The sequence below is a fragment of the Streptomyces albidochromogenes genome, from assembly GCF_005981925.1.
GTDB lineage: Bacteria > Actinomycetota > Actinomycetes > Streptomycetales > Streptomycetaceae > Streptomyces > Streptomyces albidochromogenes.
In genome coordinates this window covers 22054-39362 of sequence record NZ_VBVX01000009.1, presented here as the reverse complement: position 1 = coordinate 39362, position 17309 = coordinate 22054, and the positions used below count along the sequence as shown (strand labels likewise).

The window sequence follows — 17309 nt, the reverse complement described above, 5'->3', positions numbered from 1 at the left end:
CCCCGATGGGCCATCTCTGGTCCAGACCTCTTGACGATTGGTCCAGACCTTCCTACGCTCACCGCACCGCAGTGGTGAGCGTGTCATGTCAAAAAGTGCTCGCCAGGCGGCGCAGGTCCCATCCCCGTTCACCGCCGGACCTCTCTCTTGGGAGCACCCTTGAGTACACACACCCCCCTACGCACGCGCTTCAGAACCAGAGCGGCAGCCGGTCTGACCGCGCTGGTCGTCCCCCTGGCCGCCATGGTCGGCCTGGCCTCCCCCGCGCAGGCCGCCGCGTCGGCGACCGCCTCGTACACCAAGGTCTCCGACTGGGGCACCGGCTTCGAGGGCAAGTGGACGGTGAAGAACACCGGCACCACCACCCTCAGCACCTGGACCGTGGAGTGGGACTTCCCCGCCGGTACGGCCGTCACCTCCGCCTGGGACGCCGACGTCACCAACTCCGGCAACCACTGGACCGCCAAGAACAAGTCCTGGGGCGGCAACCTGGCGCCCGGCGCCACCGTCTCCTTCGGCTTCAACGGGACGGGCACCGGCTCCCCCAGCGGCTGCAAGCTCAACGGCGGCTCCTGCGACGGCGGTTCCGTGCCCGGCGACACCCCGCCGACCGCACCGGGCACCCCCTCCGCGAGCACCATCACCGACACGTCGGTGAAGCTCTCGTGGACCGCGTCCACCGACGACAAGGGCGTCAAGAACTACGACGTGCTGCGCGACGGCGCCAAGGTCGCGACGGTCACCACCACGTCGTACACCGACACCGGTCTGAGCGCGGGCACCGACTACTCGTACTCGGTGCAGGCCCGTGACACCGCCGACCAGACGGGCCCGGTCAGCGGCGCCCGCGCGGTCAAGACAACCGGCGGCGGCACCGACCCGGGCCCCGGCCCCGGCGACCAGGTCAAGCTCGGCTACTTCACCGAGTGGGGCATCTACGGACGCAACTACCACGTGAAGAACCTGGACACCTCGGGCTCCGCCGCGAAGATCACGCACATCAACTACTCGTTCGGCAACGTCCAGGGTGGCAAGTGCACCATGGGCGACAGCTTCGCGGCGATCGACAAGGCGTACACCGCCGATCAGAGCGTCGACGGCAAGGCCGACACCTGGGACCAGCCGCTGCGCGGCAACTTCAACCAGCTGCGCAAGCTCAAGGCGAAGTACCCGCACATCAAGGTGCTGTGGTCGTTCGGCGGCTGGACCTGGTCCGGCGGCTTCACCGAGGCGGTCAAGAACCCGGCGGCGTTCGCCGACTCCTGTTACAAGCTGGTGGAGGACCCGCGCTGGGCCGACGTCTTCGACGGCATCGACCTCGACTGGGAGTACCCGAACGCCTGCGGTCTGTCGTGCGACACGAGCGGCCCGGCCGCGTTCAAGAACATGATGCAGGCCATGCGCGGCAAGTTCGGTACGAACAACCTGGTCACCGCGGCGATCACGGCCGACGCCTCGGCCGGCGGCAAGATCGACGCCACCGACTACGCCGGAGCGGCCGCGTACTCCGACTGGTACAACGTGATGACGTACGACTTCTTCGGCGCCTGGGCGGCCAAGGGCCCGACGGCCCCGCACTCCCCGCTGACCTCGTACGCCGGCATCCCGCAGGCCGGCTTCAACTCGGCCGACGCCATCGCCAAGCTCAAGGCGCAGGGCGTCCCGGCGAAGAAGCTGCTGCTCGGCATCGGCTTCTACGGGCGCGGCTGGACCGGCGTCACGCAGAAGGAGCCGGGCGGCACCGCGACCGGCGCCGCCGCCGGTACGTACGAGTCGGGCATCGAGGACTACAAGGTCCTCAAGAGCAAGTGCCCGGCGAACGGCACCGTCGCCGGCACGGCCTACGCCCACTGCGGCACCGACTGGTGGAGCTACGACACCCCCGCCACCATCGGTACGAAGATGACCTGGGCGAAGGGCCAGGGCCTGGGCGGCGCCTTCTTCTGGGAGTTCAGCGGTGACACCGCCAACGGCGAACTGGTGACCGCGATCAACAACGGACTGAAGTAGTAGAGATCTGGAGCATAAAGGCTTGAAATAGTCGGGGGGACGGGCTGCGGCCCGTCCCCCCGATCGCGTTGCGCCGGCTACGCCACGTTGACGCGCTGGCCCGGAGGCGCGGCCTCCAGCCAGGCGAGGAACCCGGTGAGGGCGTCCTCGCTCATCGCCAGCTCAAGCCGCGTGCCGCGGTGCGCGCACACGAGGATGCAGGCGTCGGACAGCAGCGCCAGCTCCTCCTCGCCCTCCGGGACGCGGCGCGAGAGCACCTCGATCGCCGAGCGCTCCAGGACGCGGCGGGGGCGGGGGGCGTACGAGAAGACGCGGAACCAGTCGACGCGGTCGCCGCTGTAGCGGGCCACGCCGTACACCCAGCCCTTGCCGGAGCGGTCCGGCTCCTCGGGAACGTTCCAGCGCAGACTGCAGTCGAAGGTGCCGCCGGAACGCTGGATCAGCCGGCGGCGCAGTCCGAAGACGAACAGTCCCACCAGTACCAGCGCGACTACCGAGCCGCTCACGAGCAGAGCGAGGAACATCTCCACCGACCTCCTCGCATCATCCAGTGCCAGTACCAGTACAGAACAGAACTACCCGATGTATCGCTTCAGCCGCGACCCGCCCTGGAGAGTCCAGTACGGGCCGCGGCTGAGGTCACACTCGTTGTCGCGGGACTCAGTGTCCCGCAACCGCGCGCAGTCGGACGTCGGCGCGGCGCTCGGCGGCGGCATCCGCGTCCGCCTTCGCCCGCTCCAGCGCCCGCTCGGCACGCGCGGCGTCGATCTCGTCGGCCAGCTCGGCGATCTCCGCGAGCAGAGACAGCTTGTTGTCGGCGAACGAGATGAACCCGCCGTGCACCGCGGCGACGACGGTCCCGCCGTCGCTCGTACGGATGGTCACCGGGCCCGACTCCAGCACACCAAGCAGCGGCTGGTGACCGGGCATGACGCCGATGTCGCCGGACGTGGTGCGCGCGACGACCAGGGTGGCCTCGCCGGACCAGACGTTACGGTCCGCCGCGACCAGCTCGACGTGCAGCTCAGCAGCCAAGGTGGCTCCTCGGGTCACCACCCGGCGGTTGTGCCGGGTGTTGGGTCAATTCTAGGGGGCGTACGGAGAGGGGCGGGACGTACCCACCCCTCTCCCACGAGTCACGTGGGTCACTTCGACCCACGCGGCTCACTGCGTTCAGGAGACGCCGAGCTCCTTGGCCTTGGCCTTGAGGTCGTCAATGCCACCGCACATGAAGAACGCCTGCTCGGGGAAGTGGTCGTAGTCGCCGTCGCAGATCGCGTTGAACGCGGCGATCGACTCGTCGAGCGGAACGTCCGAACCGTCCAGGCCGGTGAACTGCTTGGCGGCGTGGGTGTTCTGCGACAGGAAGCGCTCGACGCGACGGGCACGGTGGACAACGAGCTTGTCCTCCTCGCCCAGCTCGTCGATACCGAGGATCGCGATGATGTCCTGGAGGTCCTTGTACTTCTGCAGGATTCCCTTGACGCGGCTGGCCGCGTCGTAGTGGTCCTGCGTGATGTAGCGCGGGTCCAGGATGCGGGACGTCGAGTCCAGCGGGTCGACCGCCGGGTAGATGCCCTTCTCCGAGATCGGACGCGACAGAACCGTCGTCGCGTCCAGGTGGGCGAAGGTGGTCGCCGGCGCCGGGTCGGTCAGGTCGTCCGCGGGGACGTAGATCGCCTGCATCGAGGTGATCGAGTGACCACGCGTCGAGGTGATGCGCTCCTGGAGCACACCCATCTCGTCAGCCAGGGTCGGCTGGTAACCCACCGCGGACGGCATGCGGCCGAGCAGCGTGGAGACCTCGGAACCGGCCTGGGTGAAGCGGAAGATGTTGTCGATGAAGAGCAGCACGTCCTGCTTCTGCACATCGCGGAAGTACTCCGCCATGGTCAGGGCGGACAGGGCGACGCGCAGACGCGTGCCCGGCGGCTCGTCCATCTGGCCGAAGACCAGCGCGGTCTTGTCCAGAACACCCGAGTCGGTCATCTCGTCGATGAGGTCGTTGCCCTCACGGGTGCGCTCACCGACACCGGCGAACACCGAGACACCCTCGTGCAGCTTCGCCACACGCATGATCATTTCCTGGATGAGGACCGTCTTGCCGACGCCCGCACCACCGAACAGACCGATCTTTCCACCCTTGACGTACGGGGTGAGAAGGTCGACGACCTTCAGGCCGGTCTCGAACATCTCGGTCTTGGACTCGAGCTGGTCGAAGGCCGGGGCCTTGCGGTGGATCGGCCAGCGCTCGGTGATCTGAGCCTCGGCCTCCGGGTCGTTCAGGATCTGACCAAGGGTGTTGAACACCTTGCCCTTGGTGATGTCACCGACGGGGACGGTGATGCCCGCACCCGTGTCGGTCACCGGGGCCTGGCGGACCAGACCGTCGGTGGGCTGCATCGAGATCGCGCGGACGAGGCCCTCACCCAGGTGCTGGGCGACTTCGAGGGTCAGCAGCTTGCGCGCGCCCTCCTCGGCCGGGTCGTCGACCTCGACGTGCAGCGCGTTGTAGATCTCCGGCATCGCGTCGACGGGGAACTCCACGTCGACGACCGGGCCGATGACCCGGGCGACGCGGCCCGTGGCGGCGGCCGTCTCAACAGTGGTCGTCATTACTTGTCACTCCCCGCGGTCGCGTCGGCCAGAGCGCTGGCGCCACCGACGATCTCGCTGATTTCCTGGGTGATTTCGGCCTGGCGGGCCGCGTTGGCAAGCCGGGAGAGGCTCTTGATGAGATCCCCGGCGTTGTCGGTCGCCGACTTCATCGCACGGCGGCGGGCGGCGTGCTCGGAAGCGGCGGCCTGCAGCAGTGCGTTGTAGATGCGGCTTTCGACGTAGCGCGGCAGCAGGGCGTCGAGGACGTCCTCCGCCGACGGCTCGAAGTCGAACAGCGGAAGGATCTCGCCCTTCTTGCCGTCGTCTTCTGCAGCCTTGTCGAGCGAGAGCGGCAGCATCCGGTTGTCCACCGGGTTCTGCGTCATCATCGACACGAATTCCGTGAAGACGATGTGCAGCTCGTCCACACCGCCCTCGGCCGTCTCCGTCTGGATGGCCTCGATCAACGGTGCGGCGACCTTCTTGGCATCCGCGTAGGTCGGGCTGTCGGTGAAGCCGGTCCACGACTCCGCGACCTTGCGCTCGCGGAAGCCGTAGTAGGCGACACCCTTGCGGCCGACGATGTACGTGTCGACCTCCTTGCCCTCATCGCTGAGGCGCTCCCGGAGCCGCTCCGCCGCCTTGATGGCGTTGGAGGAGTAGCCGCCGGCCAGACCGCGGTCGCTCGTGACGAGCAGAACCGCGGCACGGGTCGGCGCCTCGACCTCGGTGGTCAGGGCGTGCTTGGTGGTGGAGCCGGTCGCCACCGCGGTCACCGCACGGGTGAGCTCGGTCGCGTACGGCATCGATGCCGCCACCCTGCGCTGCGCCTTGACGATGCGCGAGGCGGCGATCATCTCCATCGCCTTGGTGATCTTCTTGGTCGCGGTGACGGCTTGGATGCGACGCTTGTAGACCCGGAGCTGCGCTCCCATGAGTCAGGTCCCTTCCGTCGTCACTTGGAGACGTTGACGGCCGGCGCGTCCTCGCCCAGGAGCTGTCCGTCCGAGGTCTCGAACTGACGCTTGAAGGCCGCGATGGCATCGGCGACGGACTGCAGCGTGTCGTCCGACATCTTGCCGCCCTCGCGGATCGAGGTGAGGAGCTCCTTGCGCTCGCGGCGCAGGTGCTCCAGCAGCTCGCTCTCGAAGCGGCGGATGTCCTCGACCGGTACGTCGTCCATCTTGCCGGTGGTGCCGGCCCAGACGGAGACGACCTGCTCCTCGACCGGGAACGGCGCGTACTGCGGCTGCTTCAGCAGCTCGACCATGCGCTTGCCGCGCTCCAGCGACGCCTTGGAGGCCGCGTCCAGGTCGGAACCGAAGGCGGCGAACGCCTCCAGCTCGCGGTACTGGGCGAGGTCCACGCGCAGTCGGCCGGAAACCTGCTTCATGGCCTTGTGCTGGGCGGAGCCACCGACACGCGAGACCGAGATACCGACGTTCAGCGCCGGGCGCTGGCCCGCGTTGAACAGGTCGGACTCCAGGAAGCACTGGCCGTCGGTGATGGAGATGACGTTGGTCGGGATGAACGCCGACACGTCGTTCGCCCGGGTCTCGACGATCGGAAGACCGGTCATCGAACCGGCGCCCATGTCGTCCGAGAGCTTCGCGCAGCGCTCGAGCAGACGCGAGTGCAGGTAGAAGACGTCGCCCGGGTAGGCCTCACGGCCCGGCGGACGGCGCAGCAGCAGCGAAACGGAGCGGTAGGCGTCGGCCTGCTTCGACAGGTCGTCGAAGATGATCAGGACGTGCTTGCCGGCGTACATCCAGTGCTGGCCGATGGCCGAACCGGTGTACGGGGCGAGGTACTTGAAGCCGGCCGGGTCGGAAGCCGGGGCGGCGACGATCGTCGTGTACTCGAGGGCGCCCGCCTCCTCCAGCGCACCGCGTACGGACGCGATGGTGGAGCCCTTCTGGCCGATGGCGACGTAGATGCAGCGCACCTGCTTGTTCACGTCGCCCGAGCGCCAGTTGTCGCGCTGGTTGATGATCGTGTCGACGGCCAGAGCGGTCTTGCCGGTCTGACGGTCACCAATGATCAGCTGACGCTGGCCACGGCCGATCGGCACCATCGCGTCGACGGCCTTGTAGCCGGTCTGCATCGGCTCGTGGACCGACTTGCGGACCATGACGCCGGGGGCCTGCAGCTCGAGGGCGCGACGGCTTTCGGTCGCGATCTCGCCGAGACCGTCGATCGGGTTGCCGAGCGGGTCGACGACGCGGCCGAGGTAACCCTCGCCGACGCCGACGGAGAGCACCTCACCGGTGCGCTGCACCGGCTGGCCCTCCTCGATACCGCTGAACTCGCCGAGGACGATCGCACCGATCTCCCGCTCCTCAAGGTTGAGGGCGAGGCCGAGGGTGCCGTCCTCGAACTTCAGCAGCTCGTTCGCCATGGCCGAGGGAAGTCCCTCGACCTTCGCGATGCCGTCGCCGGCAACGCTTACCGTTCCGACCTCCTCGCGCGAGGCCGCGTCCGGCTGGTACGACTGGACAAAGTTCTCCAGCGCGTCCCGGATCTCCTCCGGCCGGATCGTGAGCTCCGCCATCTGGGTTCCCTGCTCTCCTTGTTGGGCCCGAAGTTCTTGGGGGTCTGGGGGCCGTCCCCCAGGAATCTTCTGCAATCTCTGCACGGCCCAACCGGGCCGCTAGTGATACGTGTTCAGTTGGTGGCTGGTCAGCCGGCCATGCGACGGGACGCCTCTTCGAGACGGTCCGCGATGGTGCCGTTGATGACCTCGTCGCCGATCTGTACCTGGATCCCGCCGAGGACCTCGGGGTCCACTTCGAGGTTCAGGTGCATCTGGCGTCCGTACAGCTTCGCCAGTGCGGCGCCGAGGCGCTGCTTCTGCTGATCGGTGAGCGGCACCGCCGTGGTGACGACGGCGACCATGCGGTCGCGGCGCGCCGCGGCGAGCTTGGACAGGGACTCGAGTCCCGCCTCCAGGCTACGTCCACGCGGCTGTGCCACGAGACGCACCACAAGACGCTCGGTGACCGCCTGCGCCTTGCCGCCGAGCAGGCTGCGCAGCAGCGCGCTCTTGGCGGACACCGACGCGGACCTGTCGGTCAGCGCGGAGCGCAGCCCGGTGTCGGACGCGACGATCCGGCCGAACCGGAACACCTCGTCCTCCACGTCGTCCAGGACGCCGGCCTGCTGCGCCGCGGTGAGGTCGGCGGTGTCCGCCAGCTCCTCGATCGCGTCGACCAGGTCACGCGACCGCGACCAGCGGTTACGGACCATGCCGGAGACCAGGTCGGCGGCTTCGCCACCCACCTGACCGCTCAGCAGTCGCGCTGCCAGCAGGGCCTTGGCCTCACCGGACTGCGCCGGGTCGGTCAGGACCCGACGCAGCGACACCTCGCGGTCGAGCAGCGCGGTGACGGCGGCCAGCTCGCCGGCGAGCTTCGCCGCGTCGACCGACGTGTTGTCGGTCAGCGCGTCGAGACGCTCACGTGCGGCGGCCAGTGCCTCGCGGCTCGCTCCGTTCATCGGGCGGCCTCGGCCTTCTCCTCGAGCTCGCTGAGGAAACGGTCGATCGTGCGGCTCTGCCGGGCGTGGTCCTCGAGGGACTCGCCGACGAGCTTGCCGGCCAGGTCGGTGGCGAGCTTGCCCACGTCCTGACGCAGCGACTGCGCGGCCTGCTTGCGGTCCGCCTCGATCTGGGCGTGGCCGGCGGCGATGATCTCGTCGCGCTGGCGCTGACCCTCTGCGCGAAGTTCTTCCTTCAGCACAGTGCCCTGTTCCAGCGCCTCCTGGCGCAGGCGGGCGGCCTCGTGGCGGGCCTCGGCGAGCTGAGCCTTGTACTGCTCGAGGACGCTCTGGGCCTCGGACTGGGCCGCATCGGCCTTCTCGATACCGCCCTCGATCGCCTCACGGCGCTCTTCCAGAACCTTGTTGATGTTCGGGAGAAGCTTCTTGGCGAGGAAACCGAAGACGATGAAGAAAGCGATCAGGCCAATGACGATCTCGGGGATCGCCGGGAGGAGAGGGTTCTGCGTCTCCCCCTCTTGCGCCAGCTCTAGGAGAGCGATCACTTCATTGCCTTTCGTCGAATCGGGCAGTCGGAATGCCGCGATTAGTCGACCGGGTAGACGAACGGCATGACGAGACCGATGAGGGCGAGCGCCTCACAGAGAACGAAGCCGAGAATCTGGTTGGCACGGATCAGACCGGCAGCCTCGGGCTGGCGGGCCAGCGCCTGGGTGCCGTTTCCGAAGATGATGCCGACGCCGACGCCGGGGCCGATGGCGGCGAGGCCGTAGCCGATCGCACCGAGGTTGCCCGTGATGTTGACGGCGGCGAGGGTCTCAAGAGCGGACATGCCGTTTCTTCCTTCTCTTTCAGAACCGGTGGGGGTTGGCCACCGGACGACTATCGGGGGGATAGGCCGGCTGGTCAGTGGTGCTCGGCGAGAGCGCCCTGGATGTAGTTGCAGGCCAGGAGGATGAAGACGTAGGCCTGCAGCGCCTGGATGAACAGCTCGAAGGCGGTCAGCAGGATGACCATCACGAAGGAGATGCCGGCGTAGGCGATGCCGATGCCGTTGAGCAGGTACCAGCTCGCGATGGTGAAGATCAGCAGCAGCACGTGACCGGCGAACATGTTCGCGAACAGTCGCACCGCGTGCGTGAACGGCCGGATCAGCAGGTTCGAGAAGAGCTCGATGAGCATGACGACCGGCAGGACCGGGCCGAGCGACTTGTCGTAACCGGCGATGTTCTTCCAGCCGCCGACGAATCCGTGACGCTTGAAGGTCACACTGACCCAGATGACGTACACGATCAGAGCCAGCGCCACCGGGAACCCGATGATCGACGGCACCGGGAACTGGGCTACCGGAACGATGGCCCAGATGTTCATGATCCAGATGAAGAAGAACAGCGAGACCATGATCGGGACGTACTTTTCGCCCTCGCGCTTGCCGAGGGTCTCGTAGACGACGCCGCGGCGGACGAAGTCGTAACCCGCCTCGGCCACCATCTGGAGCTTTCCGGGAACCAGCTTCGGCTTGTTGAAGGCCGCCCAGAAGAAGCCGACGACGAGGACTGTGCTCAGCAGGGCCAGCAGCATCGGCTTGTTGAAGTCGACGCCGCCGGCGGTGAACATCGGCTCGAACAGAAAGGAGTGCAGGCCAGGAGCCGGGAAGCCGCACCCGTCGAAGATGTGGCAATCGGTCTCGAAGGCGAGCACCGTCGTCGGGTCAGCACTCACCGCGGGCTCCTTCAGCGTGGCGCATAGGTACGGCAACCTCGTTGTGTCGGCGCGGCAAGCAGCCGCTGGTCGGCACTGGACTGGTGTTACGGATGTGGGGGCGGCTCAGGCACAGAGCCTCGCGATTGAGCAGGCGTCAGCTCGGATGCCCGCGCCCGCAGTGCCGCAGTTGGCACCGGACGATAGCAGGATCTCGAACGCGGACTTATCCCGGCCCTACCCCTCACGTCGACGGCCCTGTGTTTTCGGGCTTCTTGCCCTTGGACGCGTCCGGATCGACGTAAAGGATCTTGGCCTTCATGTGTGCACGGATCTGGGCCGCGACCCAAACAACAGTCGCGACGATCAGCGTGATGGCGAAGGCCCTCGGATTGAACAACGTCGTGTTCTTGAACACGGCGACAAAGATGAAGAGCAGCAGCAACTGTGCCGTATAGAGCATCAGGCCCATGGCCTGGAACAGGTGCGGCAGAGATTTGGCAGTGCGTTCCAGGACGAACAGTCCGATGCCCATGAAGAGAATGACCACCAGCGTTCCGACGACCGCCCCGATCGCTCCCTTGCCGCCCGCGACCACAGCGCTGACCGCGACGGCGACGGCGCCGGCGGCAGCTGTGGGCAGGGCTACAGGGAGGAGAGTCCGGACAGTGGACGGCATGGCGGTGACTCCGCTTGCTGGTGGGGGCAGTCTGGATCGTCAGGGACGAGCGTAAGCCGGGACCGAGGTACCACCTCACGCCGGGAGAGCCGTCGCACTACGGCCCTCCGGCTCTGTCGCCGGGTCTCGTGAACGGTATCACAAACTATTTGATGAGGTCTTTACCAAGAAGGTGTGCCTACTGTCACACATGAGAGTGACCCTGCCCGTCTGCGCGCGACAGGACGGCGCTTTGTCTGGTATTGGGACCTTGTACGGCAAATCGTCAGCGTGACGTTCCGGCCTTACGCCGCTCGGGGAACCGCGATCGGGGCCCGATGGCGGTCGCTCCGTTGACGCCCGCGGGCAGCGGGGTGCGCTCCTGCGGTTCCTCTTCCGTCCCGTCGGCGCCGCCGGCCCCGGCGGCCTCTTCCATCTCGTGCGCCAGGGCCGAGTACGTCCGGCCGCTCCTGCGGTAGCGCGGCGGGATGAAGGACTCCGCCCAGCGGGGGGCGCGAGGGGTGAAGCGCGGGAGCAGCAGGAGCACCAGGCCGACCGCGCTCAGCGCGACGATGCCGAGCACGATCCACATGCTGGCCGAGTGCACCGAGTACGCGACGGCGCCGAAGGCGATCAGCGCCGACCAGAAGTACATGATCAGGACGGCCCGGCTGTGCGAGTGGCCGATCTCCAGGAGCCGGTGGTGCAGGTGTCCGCGGTCCGCCGCGAACGGCGACTTGCCCTGCCAGGTACGCCGCACGATCGCCAGCAGCAGGTCCGCCACCGGGATCGCGATGATCGTCAGCGGCAGCAGCAGCGGGATGAAGACCGGCAGCATCGCGTGGGTGACCTCGCGGGTGCTGGTGCCGGGGAAGAGCTTCATCGCATCCGGGTCCACCTGCCCGGTGACGGAGATCGCGCCGGCCGCCAGGACCAGGCCGATCAGCATCGAGCCGGAGTCGCCCATGAAGATCCTGGCCGGATGCATGTTGTGCGGGAGGAACCCCATGCACATGCCCATCAGGATGGCGGCGAAGAGGGTAGCGGGCGCGGCTTCCTCGATGCCGTACCCGTACCAGATCCGGTACGCGTACATGAAGAACGCCGCGGAGGCGATGCAGACCATGCCGGCGGCCAGGCCGTCGAGACCGTCGACGAAGTTCACCGCGTTGATGGTGATCACCACGAGCGCGACGGTGAGGAGATTGCCCTGCCAGGCGGTCACCGAGACCTGTCCGACGCCGGGCACCGGGAGCCACAGGATCGTCAGACCCTGCGCGACCATCACACCGGCGGCGATGAACTGGCCGCCCAGTTTGATCAGCGCGTCGATCTCGAACTTGTCGTCCAGGACGCCGATGAGCCAGATCACCGCCGCACCCGACAGCAGCGCGCGCGGCTCGTTCGACAGCTCGAAGACGCTGCTGAGGTTCTGCAGGTGGTCCGCGACCAGCAGACCGGCGCACAGACCGCCGAACATCGCGATGCCACCGAGCCGCGGAGTCGGCTCCCGGTGCACGTCACGGGCTCGGATCTCGGGCATCGCGCCGGTGGCGATGGCGAACTTCCGCACCGGTCCGGTCAGGAGGTAAGTCACCGCCGCCGTAACGCAGAGCGTCAGCAGGTATTCACGCACGGGCAGCCCCACAGGTATCGCCGGCCATCTCAGCCCCACACCCTAGCTTCGCGGCCACATGCTCCAGGACATTCGGGTACCGGTTGATGGTTGCACGACGGGTTCTCAGCCGGGATACGGGGGGAAATTCCCGGCCAGATCGCGTACTTCCGCAGCCGTCCGCACGCCGTCCTCCCGCAGCGCCGAGGCGAAGAACCCCGCGATGCGCTCCATCTCCGGTTCGCGCATCCCCTGGGTGGTGACGGCGGCGGTGCCGAGGCGGATGCCGCGCTCGTCGCCGTACGGGAGGGCGCAGCAGTCCACGACCAGGCCGGCCGCCGCCAGCAGCCCGCGCGCCGCCCGGCCCTCGACGCCCAGCGGGGACGGGTCGGCGGTGATCAGGTGGGTGTCGGTGCCGCCGGTGGTGACGGCGAAGCCGCGCGAGGTGAGGGCGTCGGCCAGCGCGCGGGCGTTGGCGACGACCTGGTGGGTGTACGCCGAGAAGGCGGGCGCCGCCGCCTCGCCGAACGCGACCGCCTTGGCGGCCACGGAGTGCATCTGGGCGCCGCCCTGGGTGAAGGGGAAGACGGCGCGGTCGATGCGCTCCGCGAGTTCCGCGCCGCACAGCAGCATGCCGCCGCGCGGGCCGCGCAGCACCTTGTGCGTGGTGGCGCAGACGACGTCGGCGTACGGGACGGGGCTGGGCGCCGCTCCCCCGGCGACCAGGCCGATGGGGTGGGCGGCGTCCGCGACGAGGTACGCGCCGGCCTCGTCGGCGATCTCACGGAAGGCGGCGTAGTCGGGGTGCCTCGGGTAGGCGATCGAGCCGACCACGATGGCTCGGGGGCGGTGCGTGCGGGCGAGGAGGCGCACCTGCTCGTAGTCGATGAGACCGGACTCGTGGTCGACGCCGTAGCCGATGAAGTCGAACCAGCGGCCGGAGAAGTTGGCCGGGGAGCCGTGGGTGAGGTGTCCCCCGTACGGGAGGCCCATGGCCAGGGCGGTGTCACCCGGCCGCAGGAGCGCGGCGTACGCGGCGAGGACGGCGGCGGAGCCGGAGTGCGGCTGGACGTTGGCGTGTTCGGCCCCGAAGAGGCGGGTGGCGCGGTCGATCGCGATGCGTTCGGCGACGTCGACGAGCTCGCAGCCGCCGTGGTGGCGGGCGCCGGGGTAGCCCTCGGCGTACTTGTTGGCGAGCGGGGAGCCGAGGGCCGCGAGCACGGCGGGCGAGCAGAAGTTCTCGGCGGCGATCAGCTGGAGGCCGGTGGCCTCGCGGCCCATCTCGCCGAGGACGACGTCGGCGATCTCGGGGTCCTGGCGGCTCAGCGCTTCGAAGCCCGCCCCGAGGACGGCGTGCTCCTGCTGAACGGGTGAGGCGGTGACCGGCATGGCTGGCTCCGGGCCTGGCGAAGGAGTGCGGCCCCTCCAATGTAGGACGCCCGGGGGCACACTGCCCGGCGTGCGGCGCGTTCTTTCCCCGCGCGCCCCTTCCGGCCCATGAGGCGCACCCGTGTCTGTGCGCCCCGCCGGCGGGTCCTCGGGACACCGCGGGCGCGGGGGGCCCGGCCCGGCTCCGGCCGCTCAGGTGCGGGCCGGCGTCCCCGTGAGCGCGGTGACGACCGGGTCGAGCGCCGTGTTGATCTCGTCGCCGATCGAGCGGAAGAAGGTGATGGGAGCGCCGTACGGGTCGTACACCTCGTCGGCCTCCACGCTGGGGGCCAGCAGCCAGCCCCGGAGCGCGGCCGCGGCCCGTACGAGCGCCCTCGCGCGTTCCACCACGCCGTCCTGCAGGGGATCGGGCAGCGTCGCCGGGTCGATGGCCCGTACGAGCCGGGTGAACTCCTTGAGCGTGAAGGTGCGCAGGCCGGCCGAGTGACCCATCGAGATCACCTGCGCGCGGTGGTCGCGCGTCGCCGTCAGGACGAGGTCCGCGCGGATGACGTGCTCGTCGAGCAGTTCGCGCCCGGTGAAGCCCGCCGCGTCCGCGCCGAAGTCGGCCAGGACCGCGGCGGCGTTGGCCTCCATGGGTGCGCCCTCGTGCCCCCACGTGCCCGCGCTCTCGACGACGAGACCGCGGGTGAGCGGGTCGCCCAGCCGGTCGCTGAGGGCATGGCGGGTCAGCCGCTCGGTGATCGGCGAGCGGCAGACGTTGCCGGTGCTGACGTGGAGGATACGGAAGGTGTTCCCGGATATACCTTCGGCTGTGCCACGCCCGTCAAGGGCGGTCAACTGGCCACCTCGAGGTCGGGTACGACCTTGCGCAGCTCCTCGGCGTCGAGTGCGCCGGCCCGCAGCAGGACGGGGACCTTCCCGGTGACGTCGACGATCGACGACGGGACGATACCGGGCGTCGGGCCGCCGTCGAGGTACACGGAGACGGAGTCGCCGAGCATCTCCTGGGCCGCGTCGCAGTCCTCGGGAGCGGGGTGTCCCGTGAGGTTGGCGCTGGAGACGGCCATCGGGCCGAACTCGGTCAGCAGCTCGATCGCGACCGGGTGCAGCGGCATGCGGACGGCGACCGTGCCGCCCGTCTCGCCGAGGTCCCACTGCAGGGACGGCTGGTGGCGCGCGACGAGGGTCAGGGCGCCCGGCCAGAACGCGTCGACGAGCTCCCACGCCTGCTCGGAGAAGTCCGTGACCAGGCCGTGCAGGGTGTTCGGGGAGCCGATGAGGACGGGGGTGGGCATGTTGCGCCCGCGTCCCTTGGCCTCCAGGAGGTCGCCGACGGCCTCGGCGCTGAAGGCGTCGGCCCCGATGCCGTAGACGGTGTCGGTCGGGAGGACGACCAGCTCGCCACGGCGGACGGCGGCCGCGGCTTCGCGAAGACCGGTCTTGCGGTCGGTCGCGTCGTTGCAGTCGTATCGCCGTGCCATTTAACGGGCCTCCTCGTGCGGGAACTGGTTGGTGCGGCCGGCGGTCACGGCATGGCCTTGCGGGCGGTCGCGAAGCGGGGCCGGTTGTTGAGGTCGGGGTGGTCGGCCGCGTCGGCCCAGCCACGCTCCTCGGTGAAGATCCACGGCACCTGGCCGCCCTGGGTGTCGGCGTGCTCGATGACGACGACACCGCCGGGGCGCAGCAGGCGGTGGGCGGTGCGCTCGATGTGGCGGATCAGGTCGAGGCCGTCCTCGCCGGAGAAGAGCGCCATCTCCGGGTCGTGGTCGCGGGCCTCGGGGGCGACGTACTCCCACTCGGTGAGCGGAATGTACGGCGGGTTGGAGACGACGAGGTCCACCTGGCCGTCGAGCTCGGGGAGCGCGTCCCTGGCGTCGCCCTGGTGGATGGTGACGCGCGAGCCCTCGGCGTTCTTGCGGGTCCACTTGATCGCGTCGTCGGACAGCTCCACGCCGTGCACGCGCGAGCGCGGGACCTCCTGGGCCATGGCGAGCGCGATGGCGCCGGAGCCGGTGCACAGGTCGACGATGAGCGGCTCGACGACGTCCATGGCCCGTACCGCGTCTATGGCCCAGCCGACGACCGACTCGGTCTCGGGGCGGGGGACGAAGACGCCGGGGCCCACCTGGAGCTCCAGGAAGCGGAAGAAGGCGCGCCCGGTGATGTGCTGCAACGGTTCGCGGGCCTCGCGCCGCGCGATCGTCTCCCAGTAGCGGGCGTCGAAGTCGGCGTCCTTGACGTTGTGCAGCTCTCCCCGCTTGACGCCGTGCACGAACGCGGCGAGCTCCTCCGCGTCGAACCGCGGTGAGGGCACGCCGGCGTCGGCCAGCCGCTGGGTGGCCTGAGCCACCTCGGCGAGCAGCAGATTCATCCCGGTCCTCCGACTTGCAGGGGGCTTACTGGCTTTGTTGGCTTACTGGCTCTCCTGGGCCGCCGCGAGCTTCGCGGCGGAGTCGGCGTCGACGCAGGCCTGGATCACGGCGTCCAGTTCACCGTCGAGCACCTGGTCCAAGTTGTACGCCTTGAAGCCCACGCGGTGGTCCGAGATCCGGTTTTCCGGGAAGTTGTACGTACGGATCTTCTCCGAGCGGTCAACCGTGCGGACCTGGCTGCGGCGTACGTCGGAGGCTTCCTGCTCGGCGGCCTCCTGGGCGGCGGCGAGGAGCCGCGAGCGCAGGATGCGCATGGCCTGCTCCTTGTTCTGGAGCTGGCTCTTCTCGTTCTGGCAGGAGGCGACGACGCCGGTCGGCAGGTGCGTGATGCGGACCGCGGAGTCGGTGGTGTTGACGGACTGGCCGCCGGGGCCGGACGAGCGGTAGACGTCGATGCGCAGGTCGTTGGCGTGGATCTCGACGTCGACCTCTTCGGCCTCGGGGGTGACGAGTACGCCGGCCGCCGAGGTGTGGATGCGGCCCTGCGACTCGGTGGAGGGCACGCGCTGCACGCGGTGCACGCCGCCCTCGTACTTCAGCCGCGCCCAGACGCCCTGGCCGGGCTCGGTCGCGCCGTTGCCGCCCTTGGTCTTCACCGCGACCTGGACGTCCTTGTAGCCGCCCAGCTCGGACTCGGTGGCGTCGATGATCTCGGTCTTCCAGCCGACGCGCTCGGCGTACCGCAGGTACATGCGCAGCAGGTCGCCGGCGAACAGGGCGGACTCGTCGCCGCCCGCGCCCGCCTTGACCTCCAGGATGACGTCCTTGTCGTCGCTGGGGTCGCGCGGGACGAGGAGCAGGCGGAGCTTCTCGGTGAGCTCGGCCTGCTGCTTCTCCAGCAGCTTCAGCTCGGCAGCGAAGTCGGGGTCGTCGTGGGCGAACTCGCGTGCCGTGACGATGTCCTCGCCGGTCTGCTTCCAGGCCCGGTACGTCCCGATGATCGGGGTCAGCTCGGCGTAGCGCTTGTTCAGCCTGCGCGCGTTCGCCTGGTCGGCGTGGACCGAGGGATCGGCCAGCTTCTTCTCGAGATCGGCGTGCTCACCGATCAGATCCTCGACCGCCTCGAACATCTTCGGGCTCCTGGGTAGCAAAAACGAAAAGGAAGTGCGGACTGTGCGTCACGACAAAGCGCCGGTCCTCCCCGCCCCTGTACGGAGCGGCCGAGGACCGGCGCAATGGCTCGCTACTTCGCGGCGGCAGCCTTGCCGAAGCGGGCCTCGAAGCGGGCCACGCGGCCACCGGTGTCGAGGATCTTCTGCTTGCCCGTGTAGAACGGGTGGCACTCGGAGCAGACCTCGGCACGGACGGTGCCGCTGGAGATCGTGCTGCGGGTGGTGAACGACGCGCCACAGGTACAGCTGACCTGGGTCTCGACGTACTCGGGGTGGATTTCGCGCTTCAAGGTGTC

18 protein-coding genes are annotated in these 17309 nt (G+C 68.8%); 1 reads left to right on the top strand and 17 read right to left on the bottom strand.

The window, feature by feature from the left end; genetic code table 11:
• Nucleotides 1–159 precede the first annotated feature (159 nt).
• Nucleotides 160–2010, top strand: a complete 1851-nt coding sequence (locus E2E34_RS02590) for a glycoside hydrolase family 18 chitinase (protein ID WP_138900250.1) — start codon at nt 160–162, stop codon at nt 2008–2010.
• Between the two features lie 77 nt (nt 2011–2087).
• Here E2E34_RS02590 and E2E34_RS02585 read toward each other — a convergent pair whose 3' ends face one another.
• From E2E34_RS02585 to rpmE, 17 genes are all read right to left on the bottom strand, one after another.
• Nucleotides 2088–2534, bottom strand: coding sequence for a DUF2550 domain-containing protein (locus E2E34_RS02585; RefSeq protein ID WP_138894095.1), 447 nt, complete (start codon nt 2532–2534; stop codon nt 2088–2090).
• A gap of 136 nt (nt 2535–2670) precedes the next feature.
• Nucleotides 2671–3045 carry a F0F1 ATP synthase subunit epsilon gene (locus E2E34_RS02580; RefSeq protein ID WP_138894096.1) on the bottom strand — a complete coding sequence of 125 codons (375 nt, stop codon included), beginning with the start codon at nt 3043–3045 and terminating at the stop codon, nt 2671–2673.
• Nucleotides 3046–3183: 138 nt separating this feature from the next.
• Complete coding sequence (gene atpD / locus E2E34_RS02575) at nt 3184–4626, bottom strand: F0F1 ATP synthase subunit beta (protein ID WP_138900249.1); 1443 nt, start codon at nt 4624–4626, stop codon at nt 3184–3186.
• Nucleotides 4626–5543, bottom strand: coding sequence for a F0F1 ATP synthase subunit gamma (locus tag E2E34_RS02570; protein ID WP_138900248.1), 918 nt, complete (start codon nt 5541–5543; stop codon nt 4626–4628). The genes atpD and E2E34_RS02570 overlap by 1 nt, the downstream gene beginning before the upstream one ends.
• A 20-nt stretch (nt 5544–5563) precedes the next feature.
• Nucleotides 5564–7159, bottom strand: a complete 1596-nt coding sequence (gene atpA, locus E2E34_RS02565) for a F0F1 ATP synthase subunit alpha (protein ID WP_138900247.1) — start codon at nt 7157–7159, stop codon at nt 5564–5566.
• 128 nt (nt 7160–7287) lie between these two features.
• Nucleotides 7288–8103 (bottom strand): F0F1 ATP synthase subunit delta, encoded by an 816-nt coding sequence (locus E2E34_RS02560; protein ID WP_138900246.1) that lies wholly within the window; start codon nt 8101–8103, stop codon nt 7288–7290.
• Nucleotides 8100–8645: a F0F1 ATP synthase subunit B gene (locus tag E2E34_RS02555; RefSeq protein WP_425573385.1), complete on the bottom strand. Its 546-nt coding sequence runs from the start codon at nt 8643–8645 to the stop codon at nt 8100–8102. The genes E2E34_RS02560 and E2E34_RS02555 overlap by 4 nt, the downstream gene beginning before the upstream one ends.
• 44 nt (nt 8646–8689) lie before the next feature.
• Nucleotides 8690–8935 (bottom strand): ATP synthase subunit C-like protein, encoded by a 246-nt coding sequence (locus E2E34_RS02550; RefSeq protein ID WP_138900244.1) that lies wholly within the window; start codon nt 8933–8935, stop codon nt 8690–8692.
• Between the two features lie 74 nt (nt 8936–9009).
• The gene (gene atpB / locus E2E34_RS02545) at nt 9010–9825 is read right to left on the bottom strand and encodes a F0F1 ATP synthase subunit A (RefSeq protein ID WP_138894102.1); all 816 of its coding nucleotides are present in this window, start codon (nt 9823–9825) and stop codon (nt 9010–9012) included.
• 223 nt (nt 9826–10048) lie between these two features.
• Nucleotides 10049–10483, bottom strand: coding sequence for a Cg1360 family ATP-synthase-associated protein (locus E2E34_RS02540; RefSeq protein WP_138900243.1), 435 nt, complete (start codon nt 10481–10483; stop codon nt 10049–10051).
• 265 nt (nt 10484–10748) lie between these two features.
• On the bottom strand, nt 10749–12098 hold the full coding sequence (locus E2E34_RS02535) for an MraY family glycosyltransferase (RefSeq protein ID WP_138900242.1): 1350 nt from the start codon (nt 12096–12098) through the stop codon (nt 10749–10751).
• Nucleotides 12099–12203: 105 nt separating this feature from the next.
• Nucleotides 12204–13466 (bottom strand): serine hydroxymethyltransferase, encoded by a 1263-nt coding sequence (gene glyA / locus E2E34_RS02530; protein ID WP_138900241.1) that lies wholly within the window; start codon nt 13464–13466, stop codon nt 12204–12206.
• A 192-nt stretch (nt 13467–13658) separates the two neighbouring features.
• A complete protein-coding gene (locus tag E2E34_RS02525) occupies nt 13659–14306 on the bottom strand; it encodes an arsenate reductase/protein-tyrosine-phosphatase family protein (protein ID WP_138900240.1) in 648 nt (215 codons plus the stop codon).
• Nucleotides 14303–14950, bottom strand: coding sequence for an L-threonylcarbamoyladenylate synthase (locus E2E34_RS02520; protein ID WP_138900239.1), 648 nt, complete (start codon nt 14948–14950; stop codon nt 14303–14305). The genes E2E34_RS02525 and E2E34_RS02520 overlap by 4 nt, the downstream gene beginning before the upstream one ends.
• A gap of 44 nt (nt 14951–14994) precedes the next feature.
• Nucleotides 14995–15840, bottom strand: a complete 846-nt coding sequence (gene prmC, locus E2E34_RS02515) for a peptide chain release factor N(5)-glutamine methyltransferase (protein WP_138900238.1) — start codon at nt 15838–15840, stop codon at nt 14995–14997.
• A gap of 42 nt (nt 15841–15882) precedes the next feature.
• Entirely contained in the window at nt 15883–16971 is a 1089-nt protein-coding gene (gene prfA, locus E2E34_RS02510; RefSeq protein WP_138900237.1) for a peptide chain release factor 1, read from the bottom strand.
• A gap of 113 nt (nt 16972–17084) precedes the next feature.
• On the bottom strand, nt 17085–17303 hold the full coding sequence (rpmE, locus tag E2E34_RS02505) for a 50S ribosomal protein L31 (RefSeq protein ID WP_028813220.1): 219 nt from the start codon (nt 17301–17303) through the stop codon (nt 17085–17087).
• Nucleotides 17304–17309 lie beyond the last annotated feature (6 nt).

What these genes read in the sequence shown, in the direction of transcription:
- glyA (WP_138900241.1), bottom strand. Translation starts at nt 13,466, where the DNA reads ATGCCGGTCACCGCCTCACCCGTTCAGCAGGAGCACGCCGTCCTCGGG.
- E2E34_RS02570 (WP_138900248.1), bottom strand. Translation starts at nt 5,543, where the DNA reads ATGGGAGCGCAGCTCCGGGTCTACAAGCGTCGCATCCAAGCCGTCACC.
- prmC (WP_138900238.1), bottom strand. Translation starts at nt 15,840, where the DNA reads ATGAATCTGCTGCTCGCCGAGGTGGCTCAGGCCACCCAGCGGCTGGCC.
- E2E34_RS02560 (WP_138900246.1), bottom strand. Translation starts at nt 8,103, where the DNA reads ATGAACGGAGCGAGCCGCGAGGCACTGGCCGCCGCACGTGAGCGTCTC.
- atpD (WP_138900249.1), bottom strand. Translation starts at nt 4,626, where the DNA reads ATGACGACCACTGTTGAGACGGCCGCCGCCACGGGCCGCGTCGCCCGG.
- E2E34_RS02520 (WP_138900239.1), bottom strand. Translation starts at nt 14,950, where the DNA reads ATGGCACGGCGATACGACTGCAACGACGCGACCGACCGCAAGACCGGT.
- E2E34_RS02540 (WP_138900243.1), bottom strand. Translation starts at nt 10,483, where the DNA reads ATGCCGTCCACTGTCCGGACTCTCCTCCCTGTAGCCCTGCCCACAGCT.
- prfA (WP_138900237.1), bottom strand. Translation starts at nt 16,971, where the DNA reads ATGTTCGAGGCGGTCGAGGATCTGATCGGTGAGCACGCCGATCTCGAG.
- E2E34_RS02585 (WP_138894095.1), bottom strand. Translation starts at nt 2,534, where the DNA reads ATGTTCCTCGCTCTGCTCGTGAGCGGCTCGGTAGTCGCGCTGGTACTG.
- E2E34_RS02550 (WP_138900244.1), bottom strand. Translation starts at nt 8,935, where the DNA reads ATGTCCGCTCTTGAGACCCTCGCCGCCGTCAACATCACGGGCAACCTC.
- atpA (WP_138900247.1), bottom strand. Translation starts at nt 7,159, where the DNA reads ATGGCGGAGCTCACGATCCGGCCGGAGGAGATCCGGGACGCGCTGGAG.